General features: G+C 43.2%; 21 protein-coding genes. 11 read left to right on the forward strand and 10 right to left on the reverse strand.

From position 1 onward, the window contains the following. Positions 1-4 precede the first annotated feature (4 nt). Positions 5-391, forward strand: coding sequence for a GlcG/HbpS family heme-binding protein (locus R7R24_RS14015; protein ID WP_054577104.1), 387 nt, complete (start codon positions 5-7; stop codon positions 389-391). Positions 392-558: 167 nt separating this feature from the next. Beyond that, positions 559-939, forward strand: a complete 381-nt coding sequence (locus tag R7R24_RS14020) for a hypothetical protein (RefSeq protein WP_005375467.1) — start codon at positions 559-561, stop codon at positions 937-939. A gap of 111 nt (positions 940-1,050) precedes the next feature. On the opposite strand, the gene R7R24_RS14025 is transcribed toward R7R24_RS14020, so the two are convergent. Then, on the reverse strand, positions 1,051-1,383 hold the full coding sequence (locus R7R24_RS14025) for a helix-turn-helix transcriptional regulator (protein WP_031780945.1): 333 nt from the start codon (positions 1,381-1,383) through the stop codon (positions 1,051-1,053). Positions 1,384-1,524: 141 nt separating this feature from the next. Between R7R24_RS14025 and R7R24_RS14030 the strand changes: the two genes are divergently transcribed. The 3 genes from R7R24_RS14030 (at position 1,525) to R7R24_RS14040 (ending at position 4,297) form a co-directional block, all read left to right on the forward strand. Next, positions 1,525-1,836 carry a hypothetical protein gene (locus tag R7R24_RS14030; protein WP_005375472.1) on the forward strand — a complete coding sequence of 104 codons (312 nt, stop codon included), beginning with the start codon at positions 1,525-1,527 and terminating at the stop codon, positions 1,834-1,836. Positions 1,837-2,559: 723 nt separating this feature from the next. Beyond that, positions 2,560-3,717, forward strand: a complete 1,158-nt coding sequence (locus R7R24_RS14035) for an amino acid permease (RefSeq protein ID WP_053303777.1) — start codon at positions 2,560-2,562, stop codon at positions 3,715-3,717. A gap of 232 nt (positions 3,718-3,949) precedes the next feature. Beyond that, positions 3,950-4,297: a hypothetical protein gene (locus R7R24_RS14040; RefSeq protein ID WP_206946993.1), complete on the forward strand. Its 348-nt coding sequence runs from the start codon at positions 3,950-3,952 to the stop codon at positions 4,295-4,297. Between the two features lie 144 nt (positions 4,298-4,441). On the opposite strand, the gene R7R24_RS14045 is transcribed toward R7R24_RS14040, so the two are convergent. The 4 genes from R7R24_RS14045 to R7R24_RS14060 all read right to left on the reverse strand — a co-directional run bounded on the left by R7R24_RS14045 (position 4,442) and on the right by R7R24_RS14060 (position 9,795). Beyond that, a complete protein-coding gene (locus R7R24_RS14045) occupies positions 4,442-6,313 on the reverse strand; it encodes a methyl-accepting chemotaxis protein (RefSeq protein WP_025768473.1) in 1,872 nt (623 codons plus the stop codon). 436 nt (positions 6,314-6,749) lie between these two features. After that, on the reverse strand, positions 6,750-8,114 hold the full coding sequence (locus R7R24_RS14050; protein ID WP_005375481.1) for a YjiH family protein: 1,365 nt from the start codon (positions 8,112-8,114) through the stop codon (positions 6,750-6,752). A gap of 455 nt (positions 8,115-8,569) precedes the next feature. Beyond that, a complete protein-coding gene (locus R7R24_RS14055; protein WP_005375484.1) occupies positions 8,570-9,241 on the reverse strand; it encodes a YoaK family protein in 672 nt (223 codons plus the stop codon). Positions 9,242-9,393: 152 nt separating this feature from the next. Then, a complete protein-coding gene (locus tag R7R24_RS14060) occupies positions 9,394-9,795 on the reverse strand; it encodes a GFA family protein (protein ID WP_104980828.1) in 402 nt (133 codons plus the stop codon). 200 nt (positions 9,796-9,995) lie between these two features. Here R7R24_RS14060 and R7R24_RS14065 point away from each other — a divergent pair, with 200 nt between their 5' ends. Beyond that, positions 9,996-10,625: a hypothetical protein gene (locus R7R24_RS14065; RefSeq protein WP_053350494.1), complete on the forward strand. Its 630-nt coding sequence runs from the start codon at positions 9,996-9,998 to the stop codon at positions 10,623-10,625. 124 nt (positions 10,626-10,749) lie between these two features. Then, positions 10,750-12,033, forward strand: a complete 1,284-nt coding sequence (locus tag R7R24_RS14070; RefSeq protein ID WP_025768471.1) for a peptidoglycan DD-metalloendopeptidase family protein — start codon at positions 10,750-10,752, stop codon at positions 12,031-12,033. 106 nt (positions 12,034-12,139) lie between these two features. Here R7R24_RS14070 and R7R24_RS14075 read toward each other — a convergent pair whose 3' ends face one another. Together R7R24_RS14075 and R7R24_RS14080 are read right to left on the reverse strand one after the other, a co-directional pair. Beyond that, on the reverse strand, positions 12,140-13,960 hold the full coding sequence (locus R7R24_RS14075) for a putative bifunctional diguanylate cyclase/phosphodiesterase (protein WP_318119523.1): 1,821 nt from the start codon (positions 13,958-13,960) through the stop codon (positions 12,140-12,142). A gap of 183 nt (positions 13,961-14,143) precedes the next feature. Next, a complete protein-coding gene (locus R7R24_RS14080; RefSeq protein ID WP_017635852.1) occupies positions 14,144-15,031 on the reverse strand; it encodes a LysR family transcriptional regulator in 888 nt (295 codons plus the stop codon). Positions 15,032-15,136: 105 nt separating this feature from the next. Here R7R24_RS14080 and R7R24_RS14085 point away from each other — a divergent pair, with 105 nt between their 5' ends. From R7R24_RS14085 to R7R24_RS14095, 3 genes are all read left to right on the forward strand, one after another. After that, positions 15,137-16,330: a multidrug effflux MFS transporter gene (locus tag R7R24_RS14085; RefSeq protein WP_054578689.1), complete on the forward strand. Its 1,194-nt coding sequence runs from the start codon at positions 15,137-15,139 to the stop codon at positions 16,328-16,330. 176 nt (positions 16,331-16,506) lie between these two features. Beyond that, complete coding sequence (locus tag R7R24_RS14090) at positions 16,507-16,854, forward strand: hypothetical protein (protein WP_005375501.1); 348 nt, start codon at positions 16,507-16,509, stop codon at positions 16,852-16,854. 133 nt (positions 16,855-16,987) lie between these two features. Beyond that, positions 16,988-17,122 (forward strand): hypothetical protein, encoded by a 135-nt coding sequence (locus R7R24_RS14095; RefSeq protein ID WP_017635854.1) that lies wholly within the window; start codon positions 16,988-16,990, stop codon positions 17,120-17,122. Positions 17,123-17,249: 127 nt separating this feature from the next. Here the strand turns inward: R7R24_RS14095 and R7R24_RS14100 are convergent, their stop codons facing one another. The 3 genes from R7R24_RS14100 to R7R24_RS14110 all read right to left on the reverse strand — a co-directional run bounded on the left by R7R24_RS14100 (position 17,250) and on the right by R7R24_RS14110 (position 20,201). Next, entirely contained in the window at positions 17,250-17,864 is a 615-nt protein-coding gene (locus R7R24_RS14100; protein ID WP_206946995.1) for a glutaredoxin domain-containing protein, read from the reverse strand. Between the two features lie 43 nt (positions 17,865-17,907). Next, entirely contained in the window at positions 17,908-18,765 is an 858-nt protein-coding gene (locus tag R7R24_RS14105; protein WP_005375542.1) for a DMT family transporter, read from the reverse strand. Positions 18,766-19,229: 464 nt separating this feature from the next. Then, complete coding sequence (locus R7R24_RS14110; RefSeq protein ID WP_206946996.1) at positions 19,230-20,201, reverse strand: porin; 972 nt, start codon at positions 20,199-20,201, stop codon at positions 19,230-19,232. Between the two features lie 610 nt (positions 20,202-20,811). On the opposite strand from R7R24_RS14110, the gene R7R24_RS14115 reads away from it, so the two are divergent. Next, positions 20,812-21,870, forward strand: a complete 1,059-nt coding sequence (locus tag R7R24_RS14115; RefSeq protein ID WP_017821605.1) for a porin — start codon at positions 20,812-20,814, stop codon at positions 21,868-21,870. Positions 21,871-21,942: the final 72 nt, after the last annotated feature.

The following is a 21,942-nucleotide window of genomic DNA, read 5'->3' on the forward strand; positions in this document are numbered from 1 at the left end:
AAAAATGAAATACGTACAAGTTCAAACTCTGATTCAAACGGCATTGGAAATTGCTGCTGTTCGCAAGCAAAACATTGCGATTGCCGTGGTTGATACGCATGGTGAATTGCTCGGTTTTGCCCGAATGGATGATGTGAGCGTACAAGCAGGTTTGTTGGCACAGAACAAAGCTTACACCTCGGCTAGAGACCGTCAGCCTAGCGGCAATCTGGGTGCTTGGGCTCGTGAGACGGGTAAGCAGTTGAGTTATTGGACTGACCCGAAGATCACAGGCTTTATGGGTGGTGTGCCTATAGAACAAGAGGGGAAAATCGTCGGTGCAATTGGCATTAGCGGTTTGGCTGAGCAAGATGATGAAGCACTTGCGATGGAAGTATTAAACGCGCGTTGAGTATAACGTTTATCAGTAGGTGTGATGCTTTGTCCAGCTTTGTACTCACTGTAGGGACTCAAGTTCACAGGCTTCGTCGAGTCACAATGCTATCTAATAGCCTGAAGTAAGCAGAAGTTGAAATCGCGAACTATGATTAATTTATTTGAAAGCTTTGAGGCCTAAATATGTTTCATAAGGTATTCGTTTCGCTATTTTTTGTTCTCCTCTCAGGCTGTGGTACGAGTGACAGCGCGTTAAAAGAGAGCGGTTATGATGAAGCTTATATCCAAGGCTTTCATGACGGTCGGCATAGTGGTATGCAAGAGGCAGGGAATGATTTTGAACACTATATTAAGGACGAAACAAGATATCAAACCGACTCAGATTATCGGCAAGGCTGGGATGCTGGTGAGGTGGAGGGTAACAAGTTACAAAAGCAGGCAACCGCGATAGGACAAGGCATGATTGATAATTCATATGAAGAACGTGATGTCTTTGATCCTGATAAAGTGGCGAAAGATGCAATAAAAGGCGTTGATACATCGGAATTGAAAAGCCTAGAGTAACGGACTGATATAAAGAATAAAACTCGTCATTTGACGAGTTTTATTTTTGTCTAAACGATTCATGTTTCAACGCTCAACAGGGCATTCATCGTTTGGGTATGAGCAATGTCGTTAATCACCTTTCTTGTTCTTTTGTTCAAGGACTAACGATAATAGGCGAACGAGCAGGGACTGAGCTTCCGGTGAGAGCAATCGCGCCACGGCCGTTAAGTCATTTGCTGTGACATGCTGAACATCACGTACATCTAAGGCAATATCTAGGTCAGTCAAATGAAGCGAACGCAATATGGCACGATATTGTGAGAGTTTAAGATCGGACTCTCCGCGCTCGATCCTTTGATATGTTTTTACGCTCATTCCAGCGATGTTTGCCATTTGCTCACGGGAGAGGCCATTCGATTTTCGTCTTGCGATCAGTGCTTGAATTATAGGGTCTACCTGCATGTGCTCTCCTGAAAGGACAGTTTTGACCTAAACGGAGCAAGAAGTGGACCAGTTTAACCACCACATATTTACCTGCTTTGCAATCAGTATAAAAATAACTGTCTTATAAAAACGTAAATATTTTAGTCAGTTATTAACTCAATGGAAAAGTATCAATCATACAAATCAATAGAAACGAAAGCTTCTATTCGCAAAATGCAACGCATTTTAGATCATTTATTTAGTGAAATTGATCAGCAACATCGTGAGACTAAAGAGAATGTTGTGACACTGATTCAACAGTCACAACAGCGATTGATGAACTACAAAGAGCTTTACCTTCACAAAGAATCGATAAGTGAAGTAGAGCTGCGGATGGCGCATGAAAACATGAGTGAGACTGAGAAGCAGGTCGCCGATATGGGTATTCCAGTGTTAACTTATATCATTGGCGCGCTAGATAAAGCGTATTAACACAGTCGTAAAGTCGGGCGATACAAGATTTACGCAATTTCGATCAATTGATGACATCTAAAAGAAAGGATGCAAATGCTGGGGAACCACACCCAGCATTCGGACACTCATTTACCTATATTTTCGAACCGTAAATCAGTGTTTAGAGGTATGTGAACCGAACAGTGTCGGTACGCAGCGAATAATAGCGATATTGTCCGATCTAGGCTACGTCCTTGGAATCTAACACCTTCACTTAAACTGTAAATTAATCTGTACACCCAGCCAAATTGAGCCATTGAGCACGTTCTTCCTTCTCTTTAAGCGATAAAAGACTAATTAGTGACGAAAAAAACAACACATCTTAGGTAAAAGATAAGAGTTGTTAAAATATATCGCTATAAGATTGACCTTTTGCTTTTCAATCGTCCTGCTTATGCCTTACAATCTTTTCGAACCAAATCCATTCATAACGAATGGGGTTGATGAATTAAGATGAACAATTTTGCTTCGAACCCAAAGTTGCGCACATTTCATCAACGATGACATCGCCAAAAACGACTCTCAAGTGTTCATGTGCAAATGATTAACCACCTTTTGTTGCGTGTTTTCTTAGCCATACAGGGCTCTTGTAACATAGTGCTCTTGTAACCAAATTTTGACTAAGTCGGAGCGTTTTGTTGTGTGCTTTAGATAAAGCACAACTGGTGGGAAATTAACGGATTGAATTTAGAGGTATTAACCGTGAACCTAAAACTTGTCGGCAGCTCCCTGATCGTTGCAGGTACTGCTCTTGGCGCTGGTATGCTTGCTATACCAATGGTGCTTGCTCAATTTGGCCTCCTTTGGGGCACTCTTCTTATGTTGTTCATCTGGGCTGGAACGACTTATGCTGCGCTGCTCCTTCTTGAAGCCAGTTGTAAAGTAGGTGGTGGTGTGAGCATGAATGCAATTGCTCGCGAAACGCTTGGTAAAGGAGGCCAGTTGGTAACCAACAGCTTGCTTTACGCCCTGTTAGTTTGTCTATTAATGGCTTACATCATTGGTGCGGGTGATCTCGTACAAAAAGTAACAGCCTCATTTGGGCTTCCAACATCTACGATCTCAAGCCAAGTCGGTTTTACTCTTTTAGTTGGTATCATTGTTTCGGCAGGTACAGGGGTAGTAGATAAGCTGAATCGCGGTTTGTTCCTAGGCATGATCGTAGCGCTGATCCTGACACTTTTTGCGCTTGCACCAAGCGTCTCGTTTGAAGGACTTGATGAGGTTGTGAGCGACGATAAAATGGCACTTATCAAAACCAGTTCGGTGCTTTTCACCAGTTTCGGTTTTATGGTCGTGATCCCATCGCTTGTAACTTACAACAAAGAAGCGAGTAAAACACAGCTGCGTAATATGATTATCGTGGGCTCAACTATTCCGCTTGTTTGTTACCTATTATGGTTGTTAGCGGTTGTCGGCAATCTACCACCTCATGAGCTTGTTCAATACTCCAACGTAACAGAGTTGATCTCGGTACTAGGTCAGCAATACGAGGGCTTAGAGTTCATCCTATCCATGTTTACTGGTTTGGCACTACTAACGTCGTTCTTAGGTGTTGCAATGGCGCTATACGATCAAAATGCAGACCTACTGAAAGCAAGTAAGCCAGTGATTTTTGTTACTACTTTTGTGCTACCACTATTAGGTGCTGTATTTGCGCCAGAACACTTCCTAGCTATTCTCAGCTACGCGGGGATTATTCTTGTGTTTCTCGCGGTCTTTGTCCCATTATCAATGACCATGAAAGTGCGCCGAGTGCCGGTAGAAGATGACAATATTTATGAAGCTGGTGGCGGCGCAATGGGAATGAGCATGATCTTCCTATTCGGCTGTTTCTTGCTGTTTGCCCAAGCAGTATAAAACCACGCTAGCTTATTTAAAAACTGAGCCGCTCGTATTCAAACGGGCGGCTTTTTTGTATTCATAGCCGAACCCAGGCCACTCAAAGTCATCAGCATTTGTGATGTTTGACGTTTCTCTGATAATCACGGTTAGCGCTGACTTTTTAGTAAAACTCCTTAGCGAAAGGCTGACATGTACAGTGATTCACCCTCCTATTATATCAATGTTGATATGAATAAGAGGCTCTGTTGTGTCAAAGCAATTATCTTTTGCCATGGTTGGCGTTATGTTGTCTTTAGGTGTGTTGAGTACAGAAGCGGTGGCTGACCCGAAGCATAAGCATGGACATCGGTACGGGTACGATCACCATCATGCGCATCACCACCATCATAAACACAAGCGCAAGCACAAGCATAAACACAAACATCGTGACGTTATTTATGTTGAGAACCGACGACCAAGGCGCAGTTACTATTACCATGACCGAATTCCTCGGAATAGTACCTACATAAAGATTGGAGATTTCACTTATCTAAAAGTGGACGACCGCTATTATCGTCGTTCTAATGATCGCTATATCCATGTCGAGCTCAATTAAACTTGAAAGGACACATAGTCGGCGTTCTTGTAATGTTGAGCTTAATAGCACCAACATGGCACATGTAACATCGACCAATACTAGGGTAGAGGGTTAAAAACAAAAACAGCGAGCCGGTGCTCGCTGTTTTTGCTTAAATGGGTGTTAGACAGTAAATCTATTTAAGATTTGATCTTGTTTATGTACATCTTCTTGTTGCGCCTGCATCGCGTCGTTGGTTCGATTTGCCGATTCGGCGACTTGAGTCGATAGGTCTTTAATATTCACCGTATTGTTGTTGATCTCTTCAGCGACGAGGCTTTGCTCTTCCGCTGCTGAGGCAATTTGCAAGTTCATATCGGAAATACGCTGAATCGCGTCACGAATGCGTTGTAACGCACTATTTGCTAAACCCGCTTTTTCAACGGCCTCTATAGCACTACCTTTGCTTTGATGCATGGCATTTGCCACAGATGAAGCGCCAGATTGTAGTTGCTCAATCATAGTACGAATCTCTGTTGTCGACTCTTGAGTACGTTGTGCCAGTGTACGTACTTCATCTGCAACAACGGCGAATCCTCGGCCAGATTCTCCCGCACGTGCAGCCTCGATTGCGGCATTCAACGCGAGTAAGTTTGTTTGGTCCGCAATATCGTTGATGACTTTTAGAATCGTTTCGATATTGGCGGTAGCAGATTCCAACACTTGTACTTCTTCGACTGCAAGGTCAATGCTATCGGAAAGCATGTTTATCGTTTGTGTCGATTCACCAACGATAGAAGACCCCTCAACCGTTGCTTGGTCGGCTTCTTTAGCTGCACTTGCCGCACCTTGCGCATTATTAGCAACCTCTGTCGCGGTGACAGACATCTCATGCATCGCGGTAGCAAGTTGTTCTAGCTCTTGCAGCTGAGTGTGAATTGCGCCTGCCGAGTCTTTTGCGCCCTCAGCGGTGATTTGAGTTCCGTTTAAAATTTGATCAGAAATACGTTTCGACTCAATGATTTGCTGTTGTAAGTTCTCCATGAACGTATTGAAGTTTGTGGCAAGCTCAGAAAACTCTTGGTCAGTATCTGTTTCGAGGCGTTGTGTAAGGTCGCCTTTCCCTGATGCTACATCTTTAATCGCATTGTTTAGCGTGTCCAAAGGACGCATGAGAGTGCGAATCAACAGAGTTAGGGCGATAATAGATGCAATCACGGCAATGATTGAATAAATAATAGCGTTGTTACGAAGCTCTCCTACGGCAGAATAGGCAACAGCTTCATCGATCACCGAACCTACGTACCAGTTCTCGCCAGGAATGTGAGTCAGGTTAACCATGTAGCGGTTGCCATCAATCTCAACATGTTGTGCTGATTGCGTAAGTTCGATTTGCGGGAGGTAGCTACCGACCTTCTCGCCGTTATACTTACTTTGAGGGTGAGCAATAGTTGTGCCATCAGCGGTGATCAGAAATAAGTAACCAGCATCAAACAGATTCACTTGGTTGACCAGATCAGAAAGGGTAGTTAATTCGAGGTCATAAAACATACCGGCTAAAAACTGGCCATTTTCTTTTACTGGCGTACCAACAGAGATGATAACGTTTTTCGAAGACGCATCGACGTACGGATCGGTTACGACCAAATCGCCTTTGCTCTTAGCTGCAATAAACCAAGGACGCTGACGTGGGTCGTAGTCTGGACCCGCATCCCAGCCGTCGTCATTTTCAATCACAAAGCCATTACTTTCATAACCAAAACCGATGGCAAGGAAGCTGCTTTTTGGCGTCGGTCTTTCAAGTATGTTTTGAACATAGCTATGTGAACTGGGATCAAGCTCAATCACTTCAGTAATGGAGCGAGCGAGATCCTTCTTTGCATTCATTTCTGATTGCACAGTGTTACCAACACTGGTCAATATCTCGTTTACACTTGAGTCGATTTGCTCCTGAGTTTGGGAGCGGATGGTCATAACTTGTTGTGTCGACAATAACGACACGGTAATTAGCAGCAAAAATGAAGAGGCTGTGACAACCTTATGTCTGAATTTCATGAGCTTTCCTCTGATTCTCCCGGTTGGTTCCACTTTGCTTTCGCCTCTTTTAAACCGAGCGAATTGGGCATAAAGAGAAACCTATTGTGTTTGGTTATATTTTTATCGACATCTTTGTCAAAAACATGAACTCATTTGTCGTCTTTTTTAACTAAATTTAAACAAAACGATAGTTTACGTTAAAACTTGTGAGTGTGATCATGTTTGCGAGCTCGATTAATGAAATCGTCATAATGAAAAGAATTGCTTAACAAACAGTGGTATCAACTGGTTTTACAGGTGAGGTGATGAAAATTTTGTTGGTGCTGACAGGTGTTTTGTTTAAGTTTTGTCTTTGTAAATTATGAGCTTTTTACTAAAAGCCTAATGTGGACGGAGTTTTAGGTATAAAAAAGGCCCCGACGATGCGGAGCCTTTGTTAATTGACGTCTCGATTTTAGAAAATAAGATGAGCAACGCCAGCAATCACAGGTAACGTGATTAGCGTACGTAAAATGAAGATTACGAAGAGCTCTACAATGTTTACTGGAATTTTGCTGCCTAACAGTAGGGCACCTACTTCCGACATGTAGATAAGCTGAGTTACTGACATTGCCGCAATAACAAAACGTGTCATTTCGTTATCGATTGAGGCCGCTAAAATTGCTGGAATAAACATATCCGCAAAGCCAACAACGATTGTCTGTGATGCTGCAACAGCTTCAGGGACTTGCAGTAGCTCTAGGTATGGGATAAACGGTTGACCCAGAATTGCAAATACAGGCGTGTATTCTGCAATCACCAATGCAACGGTACCAAGACCCATAACTACAGGTAGTACGCCAAATACCATGTCGACTGCGTTGTGTACGCCTTCTTTAAATACAGACTGAACCGATGTGACTTGACCAGCACGCTTAAGAGCTAGATCCATACCCCAAGAGAATGTGGTGTGGCCTTCTGGCACTGCATCTGCGTCTTTATCTGGGTTGCTGCCGTCAATGTAGCGATCTTTCTTCAGACTAAGCGGAGGCAGGCGAGGAATGATAATCGCTGCTACGATACCAGCTAGACAGATAGCGCCGTAGAAAGGCAAAAATAAGTGCTCTAGTTTTACCTGAGCGATAACAACTAGGCTAAACGTGATCGATACTGCTGAGAAAGTGGTCCCGACAACAGCCGCTTCACGCTGAGTATAGAACTTATTTTCGTATTGCTTGCTGGTTAGCAAGATACCAACACTTCCGTCGCCTAACCAAGATGCCATACAGTCAATTGCACTGCGGCCAGGTAGGTTGAATACCGGACGCATTATTTTACTGAGTAACGCACCAAATAGCTCCAGAAGACCGAAGTTCAAAAGAAGCGGAAGCAGTAAACCCGCGAAAATGAAAACGGCAAACAGAGTAGGTAGGAGACCAGTAAGAACAAGCCCGCCAGTGTTCTCTTCCCAAATTGCTTTTGGACCCACTTGGAAAAACGTCATTAACACGGCAGCGCCGCCGATTAAACGAACAACGAGCCAAAGTGGAGATGGGTTGAAGAGACCGTTTAAAAAACCATTACGTAAAATTGCAGCTGGCTTAAAAATTTTGCAAAGAACAGAAGCAACGGCCATGAAAGCGATGATAGTGGTGACGATAGCAATCAAGGTATCGCCTAACACCGCTGGGATGACTTTTGCCATCACTGCAACGGGAATGGTTAGGCCGCCATCGTAAGAGATCGGAGCCATAAAGAGTAGAAGACCAATTAGGGAAGGGATGAAAAACATCCAAAAGTTGCCCTTAGGAGCTTCAGTAGCATTAGTGGTGTTATGCATAGTTGTCTCGTGTTACTACTAGTCAATACTTGCCATTTCCATGACATAAATATTCACTAAACATCCGTATTTAATCACAGTTTTGCGGAGGGTACCCGCAAACTGCATCCATTGCAATACTATTCATTAAATACATCTAGTTATTCAGCCGATTTGTCGGGTAATTGGTCAAATAACGTCTAAGTGTATGCGAATATGTTGCTTGTGTTAGAAAATTGTAGCACGAGAGGTGAATTGCGCAGTGAATTATGGGGCGCATTGTGACTGGAATAATAAAATGGTAAACAAATGTGATTTTGATCTAACTAACTTCTTTGCCAGAAATTCAGTTAGCCTTATCTATTTTAAGGTTTTTAGTGGTGTCAAAATACCGTTCAGCGTTTCTTGTACCGTTGCAGTGTGAACCTATTGAGCCAAATCCGATTGAAGCATGTCGCTTCAATCGGACCGAAATTTTATGCTTTTTGTTGACGGCTAAGTATGTATAGGTAACTCCAGTAAATCAGAGCTGTAGAAAAAGCCAATATTGCTGGGAAAACCAGCGTATATAAACCATATACCGTAAATAGAGCCGCTCCCGCGACGCCGCCAAACAAAAAGCCAAAGAAAATGAATAGGAATAATTTTGCTTTACGTCGGTCAAATTGACGACCTCTCAAGCTCTCTCCAATCATAATCCCTAGATCGGTGATGATTCCGGTCATATGTGTGGTTCTGACTACTGCGCCGCTAAACGTGGTGATCATTGCGTTTTGTAATCCACATGCTGCTGATGCTAGATATTGGCCGTACAAATCCCCTTGCACCAAAAAGCCCAAGCTGAGTAAGAGCAAGCTCCCTTCTATGCACAGTGCAACACCATATCTTCGCCCTAGTTTTAACGCACTGCTTTCAATAAAAAAGCCGCTAAAGGCAGCGCCAATCAAAAAGCTAAATACGATGAAGAGCAGGTGAATGGAGCTATCCACACCTGTTAGCAAGCTGTTCCCTAGCTGAGTTACGGTTCCCGAAAGATGAGTTATCGCTTGGTGTTGAAAACCGAGAAGACCAACGGCGTTGACGCAGCCCGCGAGAAGAGCTAGTAGAAACGCGCCATATTCCACCCAACGAGGAAGTCTGGAAATCACAATAAACCCCCACCAAATATTAGGAGCCGATTATAACGCTCACACCGAGTTACGAAACCCTTTACAGTAAAACTCGATTGATCATTCTCAAAAAATCTCACTTATAGGTCGTTTGTCCGAGCCAAAGTAAATATGTGAACGCGGATTGCTCGCTAGCAGATGTGTTCCGTTGTGCATTCGAAACTCACCCACCCGTGTTTCATTTGTTCATAGACTGAAACGGTAGGTTGGTGGAACTCTTTATCGGTAAATAGACCGACGGGAATGATCATGATTTCCGGGTATGCAGCAACGAACAACCTCATTGTCGTGCCGCAGGATGGACAAAAGTCATACTGAACCTCACTGCCATCATCGCCAATTCGGGTATAGCTAGTGACTTCACCGTTTAAAGTGACGTGCTCTTTTTCAAAGCGAGCTTGTACCCCAAAAACACTGCCAGTTCGTTTTTGGCATTCGAAGCAATGGCAGACAGACGTGTGGGTGGGCTCTCCCTTACAACGGATCTCAACTAAACCGCAGGCGCACTCGCATGTATGAATGGTTCTTGTCATCGTGATTACCTATTTGTCCCAATACACCAATAGACCTAGAGCACAGAGCTTGTGTCACTAGCTCGTTATGAGCTCTGGACTTGAAACTATTTGGATACAATCAGTTTAGTTTAATTTTGAAACACTTGAAGAGGTGAAATCATTTGGGTATACAATGGTATACTCGCTTTTAGTTTATACCTTGAAACAAGGAAGTCTTCATGACTCACAAAAAAATCCTGCCGATACCACTTATTCTACTTATTCCAATCGTTTTATTAGTTGTGGTTGTGATCGCAGGTGTTTATCGTTTTAGTTTGTCTGATGACGAGATCATGGCTAAGTTTCCTCAAACAGAAGTAGAAACTAACGTTATTGTGCAAGAGACGCTTGGGATCACTGCACGTAACCCTTGGACGATCCAAGTACCCGAGCAGGGTGCGGTCACTTTTCTTGATGAGTGGGATAAAGAAAACGGCTATTTGATCGGTGACTATGATTCAGGTGCGACAAAAGGTCAGGTACTTGTTCCAACTGCGTCGATTAGCCAGCGTGAGATTGAAGGTGTTTCATGGGTTGTTGCACCGATGATTGTAACGACACAAGGTAGCGGTTCGTTTAACTATGTTGGCTTGTTCAAGTTTGACCCCGTGCCGAGCCGAGTTGTCCTTTTAGACAGTATTTTTGTTGGTGACCGCGTGAAATTTACTCAGCTCGAATGGAAAAGTGATACAACTATCACGCTTTCATATTTAGCGCACGGTGACGATCAAGCAATGGCAGACACGCCAAATCAATTCAATTCATCCACATTACAGCGTGTAGGGAATAACTTACATATGCAACAGTGATGAATTTTTTTTGAGTTCTGTAAAAATTCAGTATTTTCTGCGCTAGATCTCGAAATTTCCTAGTGATTTCTTATTCGGGAATGCATAAGCTATGAGCCTTGTTTGAAAGGAGATAGTAATTCCCGTGTCTACAAATGAAATTACAAGACGGTTGCCGAATCTGACAAGTCGTAGAGCGCTGCTGTTATACTCCTTGCCAGTTTTAGTTGCGATTGGTGTTTCTCACTCTCTCAAAGAGTCATCTTTAACCAAAACCATCGCATTGAACCTACCTGAATCTCAGGTCGTTGAAAAAATTCTTGATGCGACAACTGCCGAAGTTGTCACTCCCCCGAACTTCGAATATCAAATCCAAGCAGGTGACAACCTAAGCACTATTTTTAGTCAGCTCGGTTTCGGTTACAGCTCGTTAATGAAAGTAATGGAAACGGATTTGAACTACTTGGCACTTGATACACTTAAGCCGGGCAATACGCTCCGTTTCTGGCGTGATGATGCAACAGGCGAGTTAGCGAAAATGGAACTGCAATTTTCTATTGCAGATAAAGTGGTCTACAAGCTGAATAGTGATGGTAGCTATGACTTTACTGATATTTCCATTCCTGGCGTGTGGAGCCAAGAACCTTTAGTTGGCGTCATTCAAGGCAGTTTTTCTTCTTCTGCTAGTCGTTTAGGTTTAACGTCAGCGGAAGTGAGTCAAGTCGTAAGCTTACTCAAAGAACAACTTAACTTTGGACGTGATCTTCGTGCAGGTGACCGATTTGAAGTTGTTCGTCGCTCACAAAGCATCAATGGTGTACCAACAGGTAAGAACGAAATTGAGGCGATTAAGATTTATAATCGCGGCCGCGAGATCACCGCTTACCTTCATACAGATGGTCAATTCTACAATGCCAAAGGTGAAAGCTTACAGCGCGCATTCCAGCGTTACCCTGTAAGTAGCCGTTGGCGTATCAGTTCTGGCTTCAACCCTAATCGTTTACATCCAGTAACGGGGCGTGTTGCGCCGCACAACGGCACTGACTTTGCTGTACCAACCGGTACACCAGTCGTTTCTACTGGTGATGGTACAGTGATCATGACTCGTAAACACCCTTATGCGGGTAACTACGTGGTTGTTGAGCACGGCAGCAAATACAAAACCCGTTACTTACACCTAAGTAAGATTTTGGTGAAGAAAGGGCAAAAGGTTTCTCGAGGCCAGCGTATCGGTCTTTCTGGTAAAACAGGTCGAGTGACTGGGCCACACCTTCACTATGAGTTGATTGAATACGGCCGTCCAGTTAACGCTATGCGAGCAAATATCCCAATGGCGAGTTCTGTTCCTAAGAAAGAGATGGCTACTTTTGTCGCGAACAGAGATGAAATGGATAGACTATTACGCGATAAAGAGAAAGCAGTGCTGTAATAAAGTACTTCGCTCAAAAAACAAAAAGAGACTAAGCATAGCTTGGTCTCTTTTACTTTGTGCATTAACTAGATTTGAATTCTATGACAGCAGTATGTTCGGTACGTTAGGCACTCCGCACTTCACGTTCATTTATCAGGTGTACGATTTCTTCAACACTGTGTGGACGAGAGTAAAAATAACCTTGGATGTAGTGGCAGCCCATTTCAATTAACTTTTGTAGTGCTCTATCGTCTTCTACGCCTTCGGCAATCAAATCCACATCGAGCAGCTCTGCCAATTGCGCTATCAAAAACACTACTTGTTCAGAGGTTGTATTTGAGAGCATGTTCTGCACAAAGGTAGCATCGATTTTGATGCTATCAATCGGATAATTGTGTATATAGTTCAAGCTTGAGTATCCCGTACCAAAATCATCCAGTGCGACTTTAAAACCCAAGTATCGCAACGAGTTAAGTACCATCTGTTCACGGCCACTTTGTGAGAGTAAGACGGTCTCGGTGAGCTCTATAACAAAGTCTTTTGCTTCGTGCTGATACTTTTCAACCATGTTGGTTAAGTGATTAATATAACGGTTGGAATCAACCAGCTCATACGCTGAGCAATTGATGGAGAGTTTGACTTTATAGCCTAGGTTCGCTTCGAGTTCTTGCTTTGCGATACACGCGAGTTCAATAATCCGTTCACCTAACTCGATAATCAGGCCTGATTGTTCGGCAGCTTCAATGAACTCCGCTGGAGAGATATTTCCATAGATATTGCTATTCCAACGAGTCAAAATTTCAAAGTAATTCCAGCGGTCGCTCGTGATATCGACGATCGGTTGAACCACTACATACAACTCATCGCTGTCTTGTATATCAGTACTTAGCTGGATTCGCATTGCCTCAATAAGCTGCGTCCTACGGTGGTATAACGCACTAAGGTGTGTGTCGTAATGCTGAATCCGTGTATCGCGGTGTTTTTTACAATCTTTGAGAGCGAGACTGGCATTCAAAATCAGCTCATCGCTGTTCAACATATGTACTGGGGCACGTGCAATACCAATACTAACGGTGAAAGAAATCCGGTTAGATTTGTCGCTGTAGCCGCTTTCAATTTTGTCGAGTACTTCCTGACACACGGCGACAGGATCTTCGTCGTACGTGATGAAGGCGAATTCATCTCCTGCAACACGGAACGCATTGTTTGGCGACGACAAGCTCTGTTGAATGGCGTTAGCTGTGAACTTAATGATTTGGTCGCCGATATAGTTTCCGTTGATATCATTGATCGATTTGAAATTATCGATATCAAGATACGCCAAACTGAATGGACGAGTCGCTTGCTGCGTTAATGTCTCCAAGGTATCAGCTAAACAGCTACGGTTGAGCAGTCCAGTTAGGTTATCATGCGATACCTCATAGCTAAGCTGATTAAGAAGCTTATCTGAACGTTCACTGACCCACTTTTCACGTAAGCTATGAATAATGACATTGGCATAAAATCGTTGGAAGTCGAGGATATCTTGCGCTTCTTTCGCGTGGATGCTTCGGGTAAAGGTAGACAGTAAAATTCCCAGAACTTCGCCATTTTGTGTCTTCAATGGCAGGCCAATGTAAGCTTGAATGCCATCTTCTTGAAACATCTGATCTTCAGGAAAACGCTTGTATACCTGGTCTTGATAGAAAATATGTTCGCCAATGTCTTTCGCCACTTTTTCACAGGGGGTGCCTGAAAGGTGGTAGCTTAGGTTGTCTGTAATTTTTCCATTGCTGGCGAAGGAAATGGTATGAGCCGAATGCTGAAGATGCGCAACTTCTACAACGCAAGTGCAATGGCTCTGCAAGTGTTGATGAATATCTAACGTGACTCGGTTTAGCTGAGCCGTGCCGTTTAGCTTCAATATCTCATCAATTTTGTGGAAACTGATTTGTACCTGACCCATCGAGCATTTCACCTAGCGTTGTTATTAACATATCGTGTAAGACACGACGAATTATTATTTGATATGCATCAAATAAACTATCGGTTACTAAGGCAGATTTTTCAAATTTTGTGAACGAACAAATCATTATTTTCATGTTTTTATGCTTGAACCTTTTAAAGGTATAGCGATAAAAACGCTAAGCTAGGCGCGCTTCTCCTCTTCTAATCGTGATTTGAGATAATCGAGGAATAGCTTAGTCCGGGTATGCTGATAATCCAGCTTTGGATAGTAGGCATATACAGTGGCTTTATCCGCTGTGATATCGGGCAGGATAGGGACTAACGCGCCGGATTTGAGATCATCTTTGATCATGACGTTGTTCGTCATCAAAATACCCATGCCTCTTTTGGCACCATGAAACAGCGCTTCTGGGTTGGTCGTGGCAAAGTTACCGGACAAGCTGATACGCTTACCTCGATTTGTTTTGATTTCTCGTGAGGGTTTTTCTCCCCAAATCAGGACATTATGCTCTGTCAGATCCTCAACGCATTGCGGTGTTCCATATTTTTTTAGGTAACTAGGCGCAGCGTAAAACTGGGCTTTATGTTCGAAAAGCGCAGTGGCTTTGAAACTCAGAGAGTTCAGTTGCTCTAATTCCCGGCTAATAAACAGGTCTAAGCTTAGCTCTGGCAATTGGCCTGGTAGCGTTGTTGTTAATTGAAGTGTGATGTCTGGATATTTCTCAAGAAAATCATCGAGATAATGAACTAGAAACTTGGAACCAACGGCCAGTGTCGCGCCAATTTTTAATAGCCCCGCTGGTGATTGGTTGACTGAGCGAGTTTCATCTAATACCGATTGCCATGAATCAAGCTGACTTTTTGCTCGTTGATAAAACAGCGCACCAGCTTCAGTTTGGCTAATTGAGCGGGTCGTACGTTTGAGTAGTTGAACGCCAATTTTATCTTCTAGCCATTGAACTCGCTTACTGATAGCTGAGCTGGTGGTATTGAGTTTCCGCGCTGCTGCATTAAAGCTACCTTCTTCGACCACACGAATATAACTCTTCACGCTTTGAATCCAGTCCATTGTATCTCCTTGGGAATTAATTCCTTTCCAACTTAGCTGATTATCATCTTTGAGTATCAAATATACACTGTTTGCCATCAATCTGTCACAAAGTAGGAGGAACGTTTGCGTAAAACACCATTGTTATTAGCGATGATGATCATTGCCACAGGCCAAGTTGGCGTTAGTATTTATCTTCCTTCTTTGCCGTTGATTGGTCATGACTTGAATTTGCCGCAACATTCGATTCAGAATCTCGTCACGCTATTTCTCGTTGGCTTCGGTATCTCTCAGCTTTTTTACGGCCCATTGTCTGATGCGATTGGTCGTCGGCCGGTGTTTATTTTGGGGCAAAGTGTATATCTAGTTGGTACGGTTATTTGCATCGCGTTTTCGGACAACATTGTTGCCCTTGAAGCGGGACGGTTACTGCAAGGCCTAGGAGCGGGCAGCGCTTCGGTACTTGGTCGGTCAGTACTGCGTGATAGTTATGACGGTATGCAATTAACCAAAGCGCTATCTTATATTTCAGTCACTGCTTCAGTGATGCCAATTATTGCTCCGCTGTTTGGTGGCTGGATTGCTTTTCACCTGAGTTGGCATGCTGTCTTCGTGTTTGTGCTGATTTACTTAATGGCAATTTTTACACTTGGTTTATTGGTGCTGCCAGAAACGCTGCCTTATCCGAAGAGAAAATTTAAAGTAGGCGAAGTAAGCGCGAACTATTTGCGTCTGTTAACGAATACACAAGTGATTGGTAGTGCGAGCTACAACTGGCTTAGTTATTTATCGGCTCTGGTTACGCTCTCCTTGTATCCATTTTTAATGCAACAAGAGTTAGGATTAACGGCGGCAGATTACGGCTCTTTGATGATCATACCATCAGTTGGTTTGCTGACGGGTAGCTTAGTGCTGAATTTGATCAACGCTCGTTACAAAGCTCAGAAAATCTTGCTGATGAGTTTCGCGATTGTTGCTATTGCTGGCTTCATGTTGTTGGTTACACCCTTCAGTGTATTTTCATTGCTGACGGCATTCACGTGTTTAAGTTTTGCTCAAGGAATGTCATTCCCGGTATCGATCAGTTTGCTACTTTCACCACATAAGCAACAGGCAGGCGCGGTTTCTGCGCTATCTGGTTCTATTCAAATGTGTTTAGCAGGTTTGTTTGGTGGGTACTTAGTAGACTCATGGGTTACGAATCAGCAGCAGCTTGGGGTGTTTTATTTGTTTATTGCGTTACTTTCTTGCTTTGTTCTTGTACTAAGCCAATTTCGTAAAGTGCCAGAAGGGACGGTTCAAGCAGAAACTTCCATCTGAATATACTTGCAACCAGAAGGTCGGCTTTCTAAAATGCGCAGCTAAATTAAGTCTGGCCTGTTGTGTATACTGAATGACTTGGTTTGAAAGGAAGAGGGCGAACCTTGATACTTCTCTCAAGCTTGGAATACATTTCTGCCCAATGGCTATCCGATCTCTAATCGTTAGGTGAAAGAATGCAACAAAACGAATTTGAAACACTGGTAAAAGAAATTACTCAGCAAGAAAGCATGCCAAAGGCACTTGAAATCTTGAAGGCGTGTGAGGAGGAAGAAGTTGCACAAGCGGCGCAATCCCTAACGGGTCAGTTTGGCCTTGCAGAAGTTGATGGTGAGAAACGTATTTACCATATTACCACTCAAGAAGATGAGTCCGGAGAAGAGCAAGAATACGTAGAGCACGTCATGAATGAAGGCGATCACTTGATCAAGTTTGCTGCGTGGTTCTTTGAAACATTCTTTGAAATCAAACAGAAAGATACGTACGTCGCAGCGGGTAAAACATACCAACAACCTAAGCGATAGACGCTCATTTCAAGAAATCCACGAAAATCAAACTGAAAGTTAATTACAAAATAAATGTGACTGGAGTCTTGTTTTTATCTAATTGTGGTGTAAAATTACAACATAGTTAAGTCAATACATTCAGGAGAAGGTCATGGGTAACGAACTTGGTGGTGCTTATATTGGCCAGATGATTGCAAAAGACGCGATGCACAAAGCGCTTTACGGTAAAGCGAAGAAGAAAAAAGCTTCTGTTTTTGCTCGTGTTATTAAAAAACTGGCGAAATAATTTAAAAAGCCCTGATTGAAAAATCAGGGCTTTTTGCTTTTCTCTGTTTTGTTGTTAGTAAGTAGCCAACATATTGCACAACATTGGCAAAACGCTACTCAAAGACTGATGACATTTAAATCTAGAATTACGCGGATTGGCTTGGTATCTCCACAACATTGTTAGGCACTTTATCTAGCCCCTTTGCTGATAACCACTTTTCTAAATCGTCAGCGCCTCCAATATATTTTCCATCTAACCAGATTTGCGGCACTGTTACCGGTGTTTTTTCGCCAATGATGGCTTTTACTTCAGGAATCATGCGGTATAAGGCGGCGCTGTCTTTAACTACATCATGGTACTCATACTGAACGCCAGCCTCGTCAAGTAATTGTTTGGCTTTGACACAGTAAGGGCAAGTTGCTTTACCATAAACAATGTTGCCTTTTAGCTCATCGCATTTTACCCACTCAGCAATAACAGACTGTACAAGCACACCCCGATTCAATGCTTCTCCTTGACTGATAACTTTCCCTTCGACAAGAAGAATGGGTGCATGCCAAGCACCAGCTTTTAATGGTTCCCACCAGTGCGATAACCAATCTTTTACTTCAAGTTCAACGGGCACATCGGCTAGTTCGTTTTCAAAAGTATCCTTTAAAATATCCTTGGTTAATGTACATTCACCACAAGGAATATTGACTTTGAATGGGCCCCAACTACCAGCCCAGCGATACAGTGTAATTTTGATTGGTTGACTCATATGGGTTCCTCATTTCCTTTCCTGAAAATATAGAACTTTTAAATTAGATTTTTCTTTCAACTAACTTTGTCTTTTTCGCTTCCCAATGCGTAATAAACGCAATAGATGCAATAATAATCGCAGCACCTAACCATAAACGACCAGGTGGCACCCAACCAAACACCAACCAACCAGCAACAACATTCAAAGGCAGTTTGGCGTGATCAAATGGTTGCACAAATGAGGCGTCTGCTACTGCATATGCTTTAACGATAGCCCACTGAGCGAGTGCTGTAAGTGCACCTGCGGCTAAAAGCACACCCCATATCGTCCACGTATCTGGCATAGTAAACGTCGGTATCGCTAACAAGATATTAAATGGCGTTATCAGCAGTAACAAATAGACGACCATGGTTGAAGGCGGATCGTTTACCGACATTTTTTTAACCATTAATGAATACGCTGCCCAGAAAAATGCGGCGCCAACAGGGAGCAGGGTCGCCCATGTAAATGAGTCTGCCCAAGGCTCAAGAATGATCATGGCACCAACAAACCCCGTCAATGTAGCGAGCCAGCGTGCAGTACCTACTTTCTCTTTGAGTAACAAGCCAGAACCAACTGTGGCAAATAACGGAGAGGTCATGAGAAGTGCAATGCCTTGCCAAATTGGAACTGGGTAAGCGAGAGCCCATAACCAAAGTTGAATCCCGATAACAGAGAGAAAAATGCGGAATGCATGCCAGCCAAAGTGTTGGGTTCTTAAAGAACGCCTAATCCCAAGTGTACGTAGGTAGGGCAGAATAACAAACAAGGCGATTGCATATTGGAATAACGCAAATGTGGTGGAAGAGACACCAAAGTTGATGCTAGCAATTTGGGCGAAGCTGTTCACTATGGCGAATGCCAAGCCAGCTGTTAGCATCCAGGACGCACCTTGAACAGGATGATGATTCAATTGAAAAATTCCAGTTTGATAGAGGTGGCGGGATCATACGTCCTATTGTTTTTCGCGCCAATAAAAAAATGCCTCCCAGAGGGAGGCGACATTACCAATTCAAAGGACGTGCCTGTTATAACAGGTACAAAGAACGAGAAGCACAAACGCTGCCATGCATTTGCATAAATAATATTGCAGAACACGTGCCAACTTTTATATATTTGATTTTAAATGGTTTTTTGGTTTTTCTATGTTGTCGATTAGATGAAATGCACTAACTTAGTGATCAATCGCATTAAAAGAGGGCAGAAGTAGGCGTCGTTACGGTCGTTTTTCATTGCTGAGCGATGCTTGGATAGTGTGAAGACTTATCGAGTTGTGTTGGGTTACATAAAAAATGGCCAGCAAAGGTGCTGGCCAAGTGGACTCGCTCTTAGGACAAGAGTGAATTAGAAATCGTAACGTACGCCTAGGCGCAGTGTATCTTCGCCTTCTGTTACTAGACCTGTTGTTGCATCTTTTGCTTCATCAAGTTGGTTGATGTAGTAAGACAGGTAAGTACGGAAGTTGCTATTTAGTTTGTAGTAACCAACAAGCTCGATACCTTCAACGGTGTCGTACTTTGAACCGTTGTCTGGATCATTCTCTTGAGCTGTGTATAGAGCTGCAAGTGTCACTTTGCTAGCTACTTTGTAGCTTGCGACTAGCTCGTAAGCCGTAAAGTCTTCAGAGTCAGTCAGGGAACCTTGAGAATAAGTACCTGCTAGGTAAAGGTTGTCCATCGAGTAAGCGATACCACCTAGAATTTGATCTTCAGAGTTATCTTTATCTACATCGCCACCAGAGTATGCAAGACCAAAGTCGAGGCCCATTGGTAGTGAGTACATTCCAGAGATGCCGTATTTATCTTCGTTATCGCTAGAGTTTGCTTGGTAGGTTGCTTGAAGTTGTAGTGCATCAAACGCACCACGGTATGCGAAAACGCTGTCTTGCTTATCAGAAGACGAATCAATAACTTGCTGAACACCAGAGAATTCAGTGATATCCGTCATGTCAGAGATGATGACTGCAGCCATGTCTTGACGACCTACAGAGAAAGCACCGATATCAGAGTCGACGCCTGCATACATGTAGCGGTTTTTGAATTCACTCTTGCCCGTTTTTTGTTCGGCTTCGTAAACACCGAAAGCAGAAAGGCCGTTGCCGATGTCTGTTTTACCTTTTAGGTTAAGACGAGCACGGCTTTTATCTTCCATAGAACCTTCAACTTCAGCACCGTCTGAACCGATGAAGTCACCACGAAACTCAACGCGGCCGCCAACTTTTAATTCAGTACCGTCGTTTTTGTATACAGTTGCTGCGAATGATGGTGCTGATACCAATGCTGTAAGAATTGCAGTAGTTAGTGGTGCCTTTTTCATTTTCTTATTACCCTAGTTGTAATCGATGGGCTTTCTTGCCCGATGTGTTGATGACGCTAAGGTAAAGGCTGAAAATGAAAGATAGATTTCTGTTAAGTTATGATTTGATTGCACTTTTATTGCTGGAAAGAATAAGTTCCCCTTCTCATACCACTTATAAAAAGAAAGGTTTATCTTTTTTGAGGTTTTTTCCTCTCCGTTAAAGACTGTGTTTTTTTTCAAAAAGTTCCTGAATTGCTTCTTGACCCTAAATGTAAGTAAATATTTCAATTTGGCAGGGAAGTTTGGCCTAAAAATAGCGAATCATCAGCTATTTGTGAGCTAACTCTCTCTAAAGCATTTCTTATTGTAAGGTTTTTATTTCTCGATTTCTTAAAGACTAAGTAAACGATTGCTTTTTAGGTTTTGTCTGAGATCTTTTCACTCGGTTGTCAGGAACTAATCAAATAAAGTGTCGGCAGTTGTTACACAAAGGTAAAAGTAATCTGGTGGAAACGATGCCTCGGATAGCCTTTGTATTCCTCTCTTTGTTCATCATTTCGTTTTTACGAAAGTGAACCAAAGCCGGGTCTAAAACTGACTAACCAACTAATAAGTAATGGATTTAGAAATGAATAAAAAATTATTAGCAGCGGCAATCGCGGCAGCAACCTTCGGTACTCAAGCAGTTGCAGTGGAACTATATAATAACGATGGCACAACATTTTCGATGGGCGGCCACGTTTCTGTTAATTTAAATGGATCAGAGCAAGGTGACACGGATGTGGGTACTAACTCTCCTCGTATCAATATCTCTGCGACACAGGATTTGGGTAATGGCTTCACCGCAGACGCACGTGGTGAATGGGCGCTAAACTACTTAGACGGTGGTGAAGAGTCGTTTAAAACTCGTCTAGGTTACTTAGGTATAACACATGAGGTTTATGGTCGTGCAGTAGGTGGTACGCAATGGTCACCTTACTACGATGTCGCAGGTATTGCAGATATGCCAATCGCGTTTGCCAACGACTTCATCTATGACGATCATGGAAACCTTGGCACTGGCCGTGCGGATAAAATGCTTTCTTACCGTAATGCCATCGAGCTGGGTGAAGCGGGTGTGATCAACTTTGGTCTTGGTTGGCAGGGTGCAAACGATGATTACACGCGCAACGATGCTGGAGTTATAACTGGCGGTGCTAAATACGATGACCGTGTGCAAGCTGCGCTTTCTTACTCAATCATGGGCGCTAAAATCGGTTACTCTTACAATGGCGGTGATTTCCAGCACCCTGCATATGCAGGTAAGCACACGGCGGAATCACACGTTGTATCAGCATCTTACGGTGCGTACGGCCAAGGCCTATTCCTTGCTGCAGTTTATGGTTCAAACGAAAACATGAACTTCAGTGCAAAAGGTGACCGTTTAGAAGAAAGTGATGCGTACGAGGCGATCATCGCATACGCTCTGGCGAACAGCCTAAACTTGAGTGTTAACTATGAGATGGTGGAAGGTAAAGAGTTTAAGAACTCTAAAACAGAAACTGCTCGTGAAGAAATGGCACTACAAGCAGAATACAACTTCACGCCTAAATTTGTTGGTTACGCGGGTTACCAGTTTGACCTAAATGACGACAATGGTCGTGAAACTGATGACAAATGGGCGTTAGGTGCTCGTTACTACCTATAATAGGGTTTAGCGAGAACTATTATTCAAGCTCATTGATCTAAAGCCAGCCTCGTGCTGGCTTTTTTGTCTATT

It is taken from the genome of Vibrio sp. 704, assembly GCF_033339295.1.

Bases quoted from the DNA above. Each gene is read 5' to 3' on its own strand.
- R7R24_RS14015 (WP_054577104.1), top strand. From the start codon at position 5: ATGAAATACGTACAAGTTCAAACTCTGATTCAAACGGCATTGGAAATT.
- R7R24_RS14020 (WP_005375467.1), top strand. From the start codon at position 559: ATGTTTCATAAGGTATTCGTTTCGCTATTTTTTGTTCTCCTCTCAGGC.
- R7R24_RS14025 (WP_031780945.1), bottom strand. From the start codon at position 1,383: ATGCAGGTAGACCCTATAATTCAAGCACTGATCGCAAGACGAAAATCG.
- R7R24_RS14030 (WP_005375472.1), top strand. From the start codon at position 1,525: ATGGAAAAGTATCAATCATACAAATCAATAGAAACGAAAGCTTCTATT.
- R7R24_RS14045 (WP_025768473.1), bottom strand. From the start codon at position 6,313: ATGAAATTCAGACATAAGGTTGTCACAGCCTCTTCATTTTTGCTGCTA.
- R7R24_RS14050 (WP_005375481.1), bottom strand. From the start codon at position 8,114: ATGCATAACACCACTAATGCTACTGAAGCTCCTAAGGGCAACTTTTGG.
- R7R24_RS14060 (WP_104980828.1), bottom strand. From the start codon at position 9,795: ATGACAAGAACCATTCATACATGCGAGTGCGCCTGCGGTTTAGTTGAG.
- R7R24_RS14065 (WP_053350494.1), top strand. From the start codon at position 9,996: ATGACTCACAAAAAAATCCTGCCGATACCACTTATTCTACTTATTCCA.
- R7R24_RS14075 (WP_318119523.1), bottom strand. From the start codon at position 13,960: ATGGGTCAGGTACAAATCAGTTTCCACAAAATTGATGAGATATTGAAG.
- R7R24_RS14080 (WP_017635852.1), bottom strand. From the start codon at position 15,031: ATGGACTGGATTCAAAGCGTGAAGAGTTATATTCGTGTGGTCGAAGAA.
- R7R24_RS14090 (WP_005375501.1), top strand. From the start codon at position 16,507: ATGCAACAAAACGAATTTGAAACACTGGTAAAAGAAATTACTCAGCAA.
- R7R24_RS14095 (WP_017635854.1), top strand. From the start codon at position 16,988: ATGGGTAACGAACTTGGTGGTGCTTATATTGGCCAGATGATTGCAAAA.
- R7R24_RS14100 (WP_206946995.1), bottom strand. From the start codon at position 17,864: ATGAGTCAACCAATCAAAATTACACTGTATCGCTGGGCTGGTAGTTGG.
- R7R24_RS14105 (WP_005375542.1), bottom strand. From the start codon at position 18,765: ATGCTAACAGCTGGCTTGGCATTCGCCATAGTGAACAGCTTCGCCCAA.
- R7R24_RS14110 (WP_206946996.1), bottom strand. From the start codon at position 20,201: ATGAAAAAGGCACCACTAACTACTGCAATTCTTACAGCATTGGTATCA.
- R7R24_RS14115 (WP_017821605.1), top strand. From the start codon at position 20,812: ATGAATAAAAAATTATTAGCAGCGGCAATCGCGGCAGCAACCTTCGGT.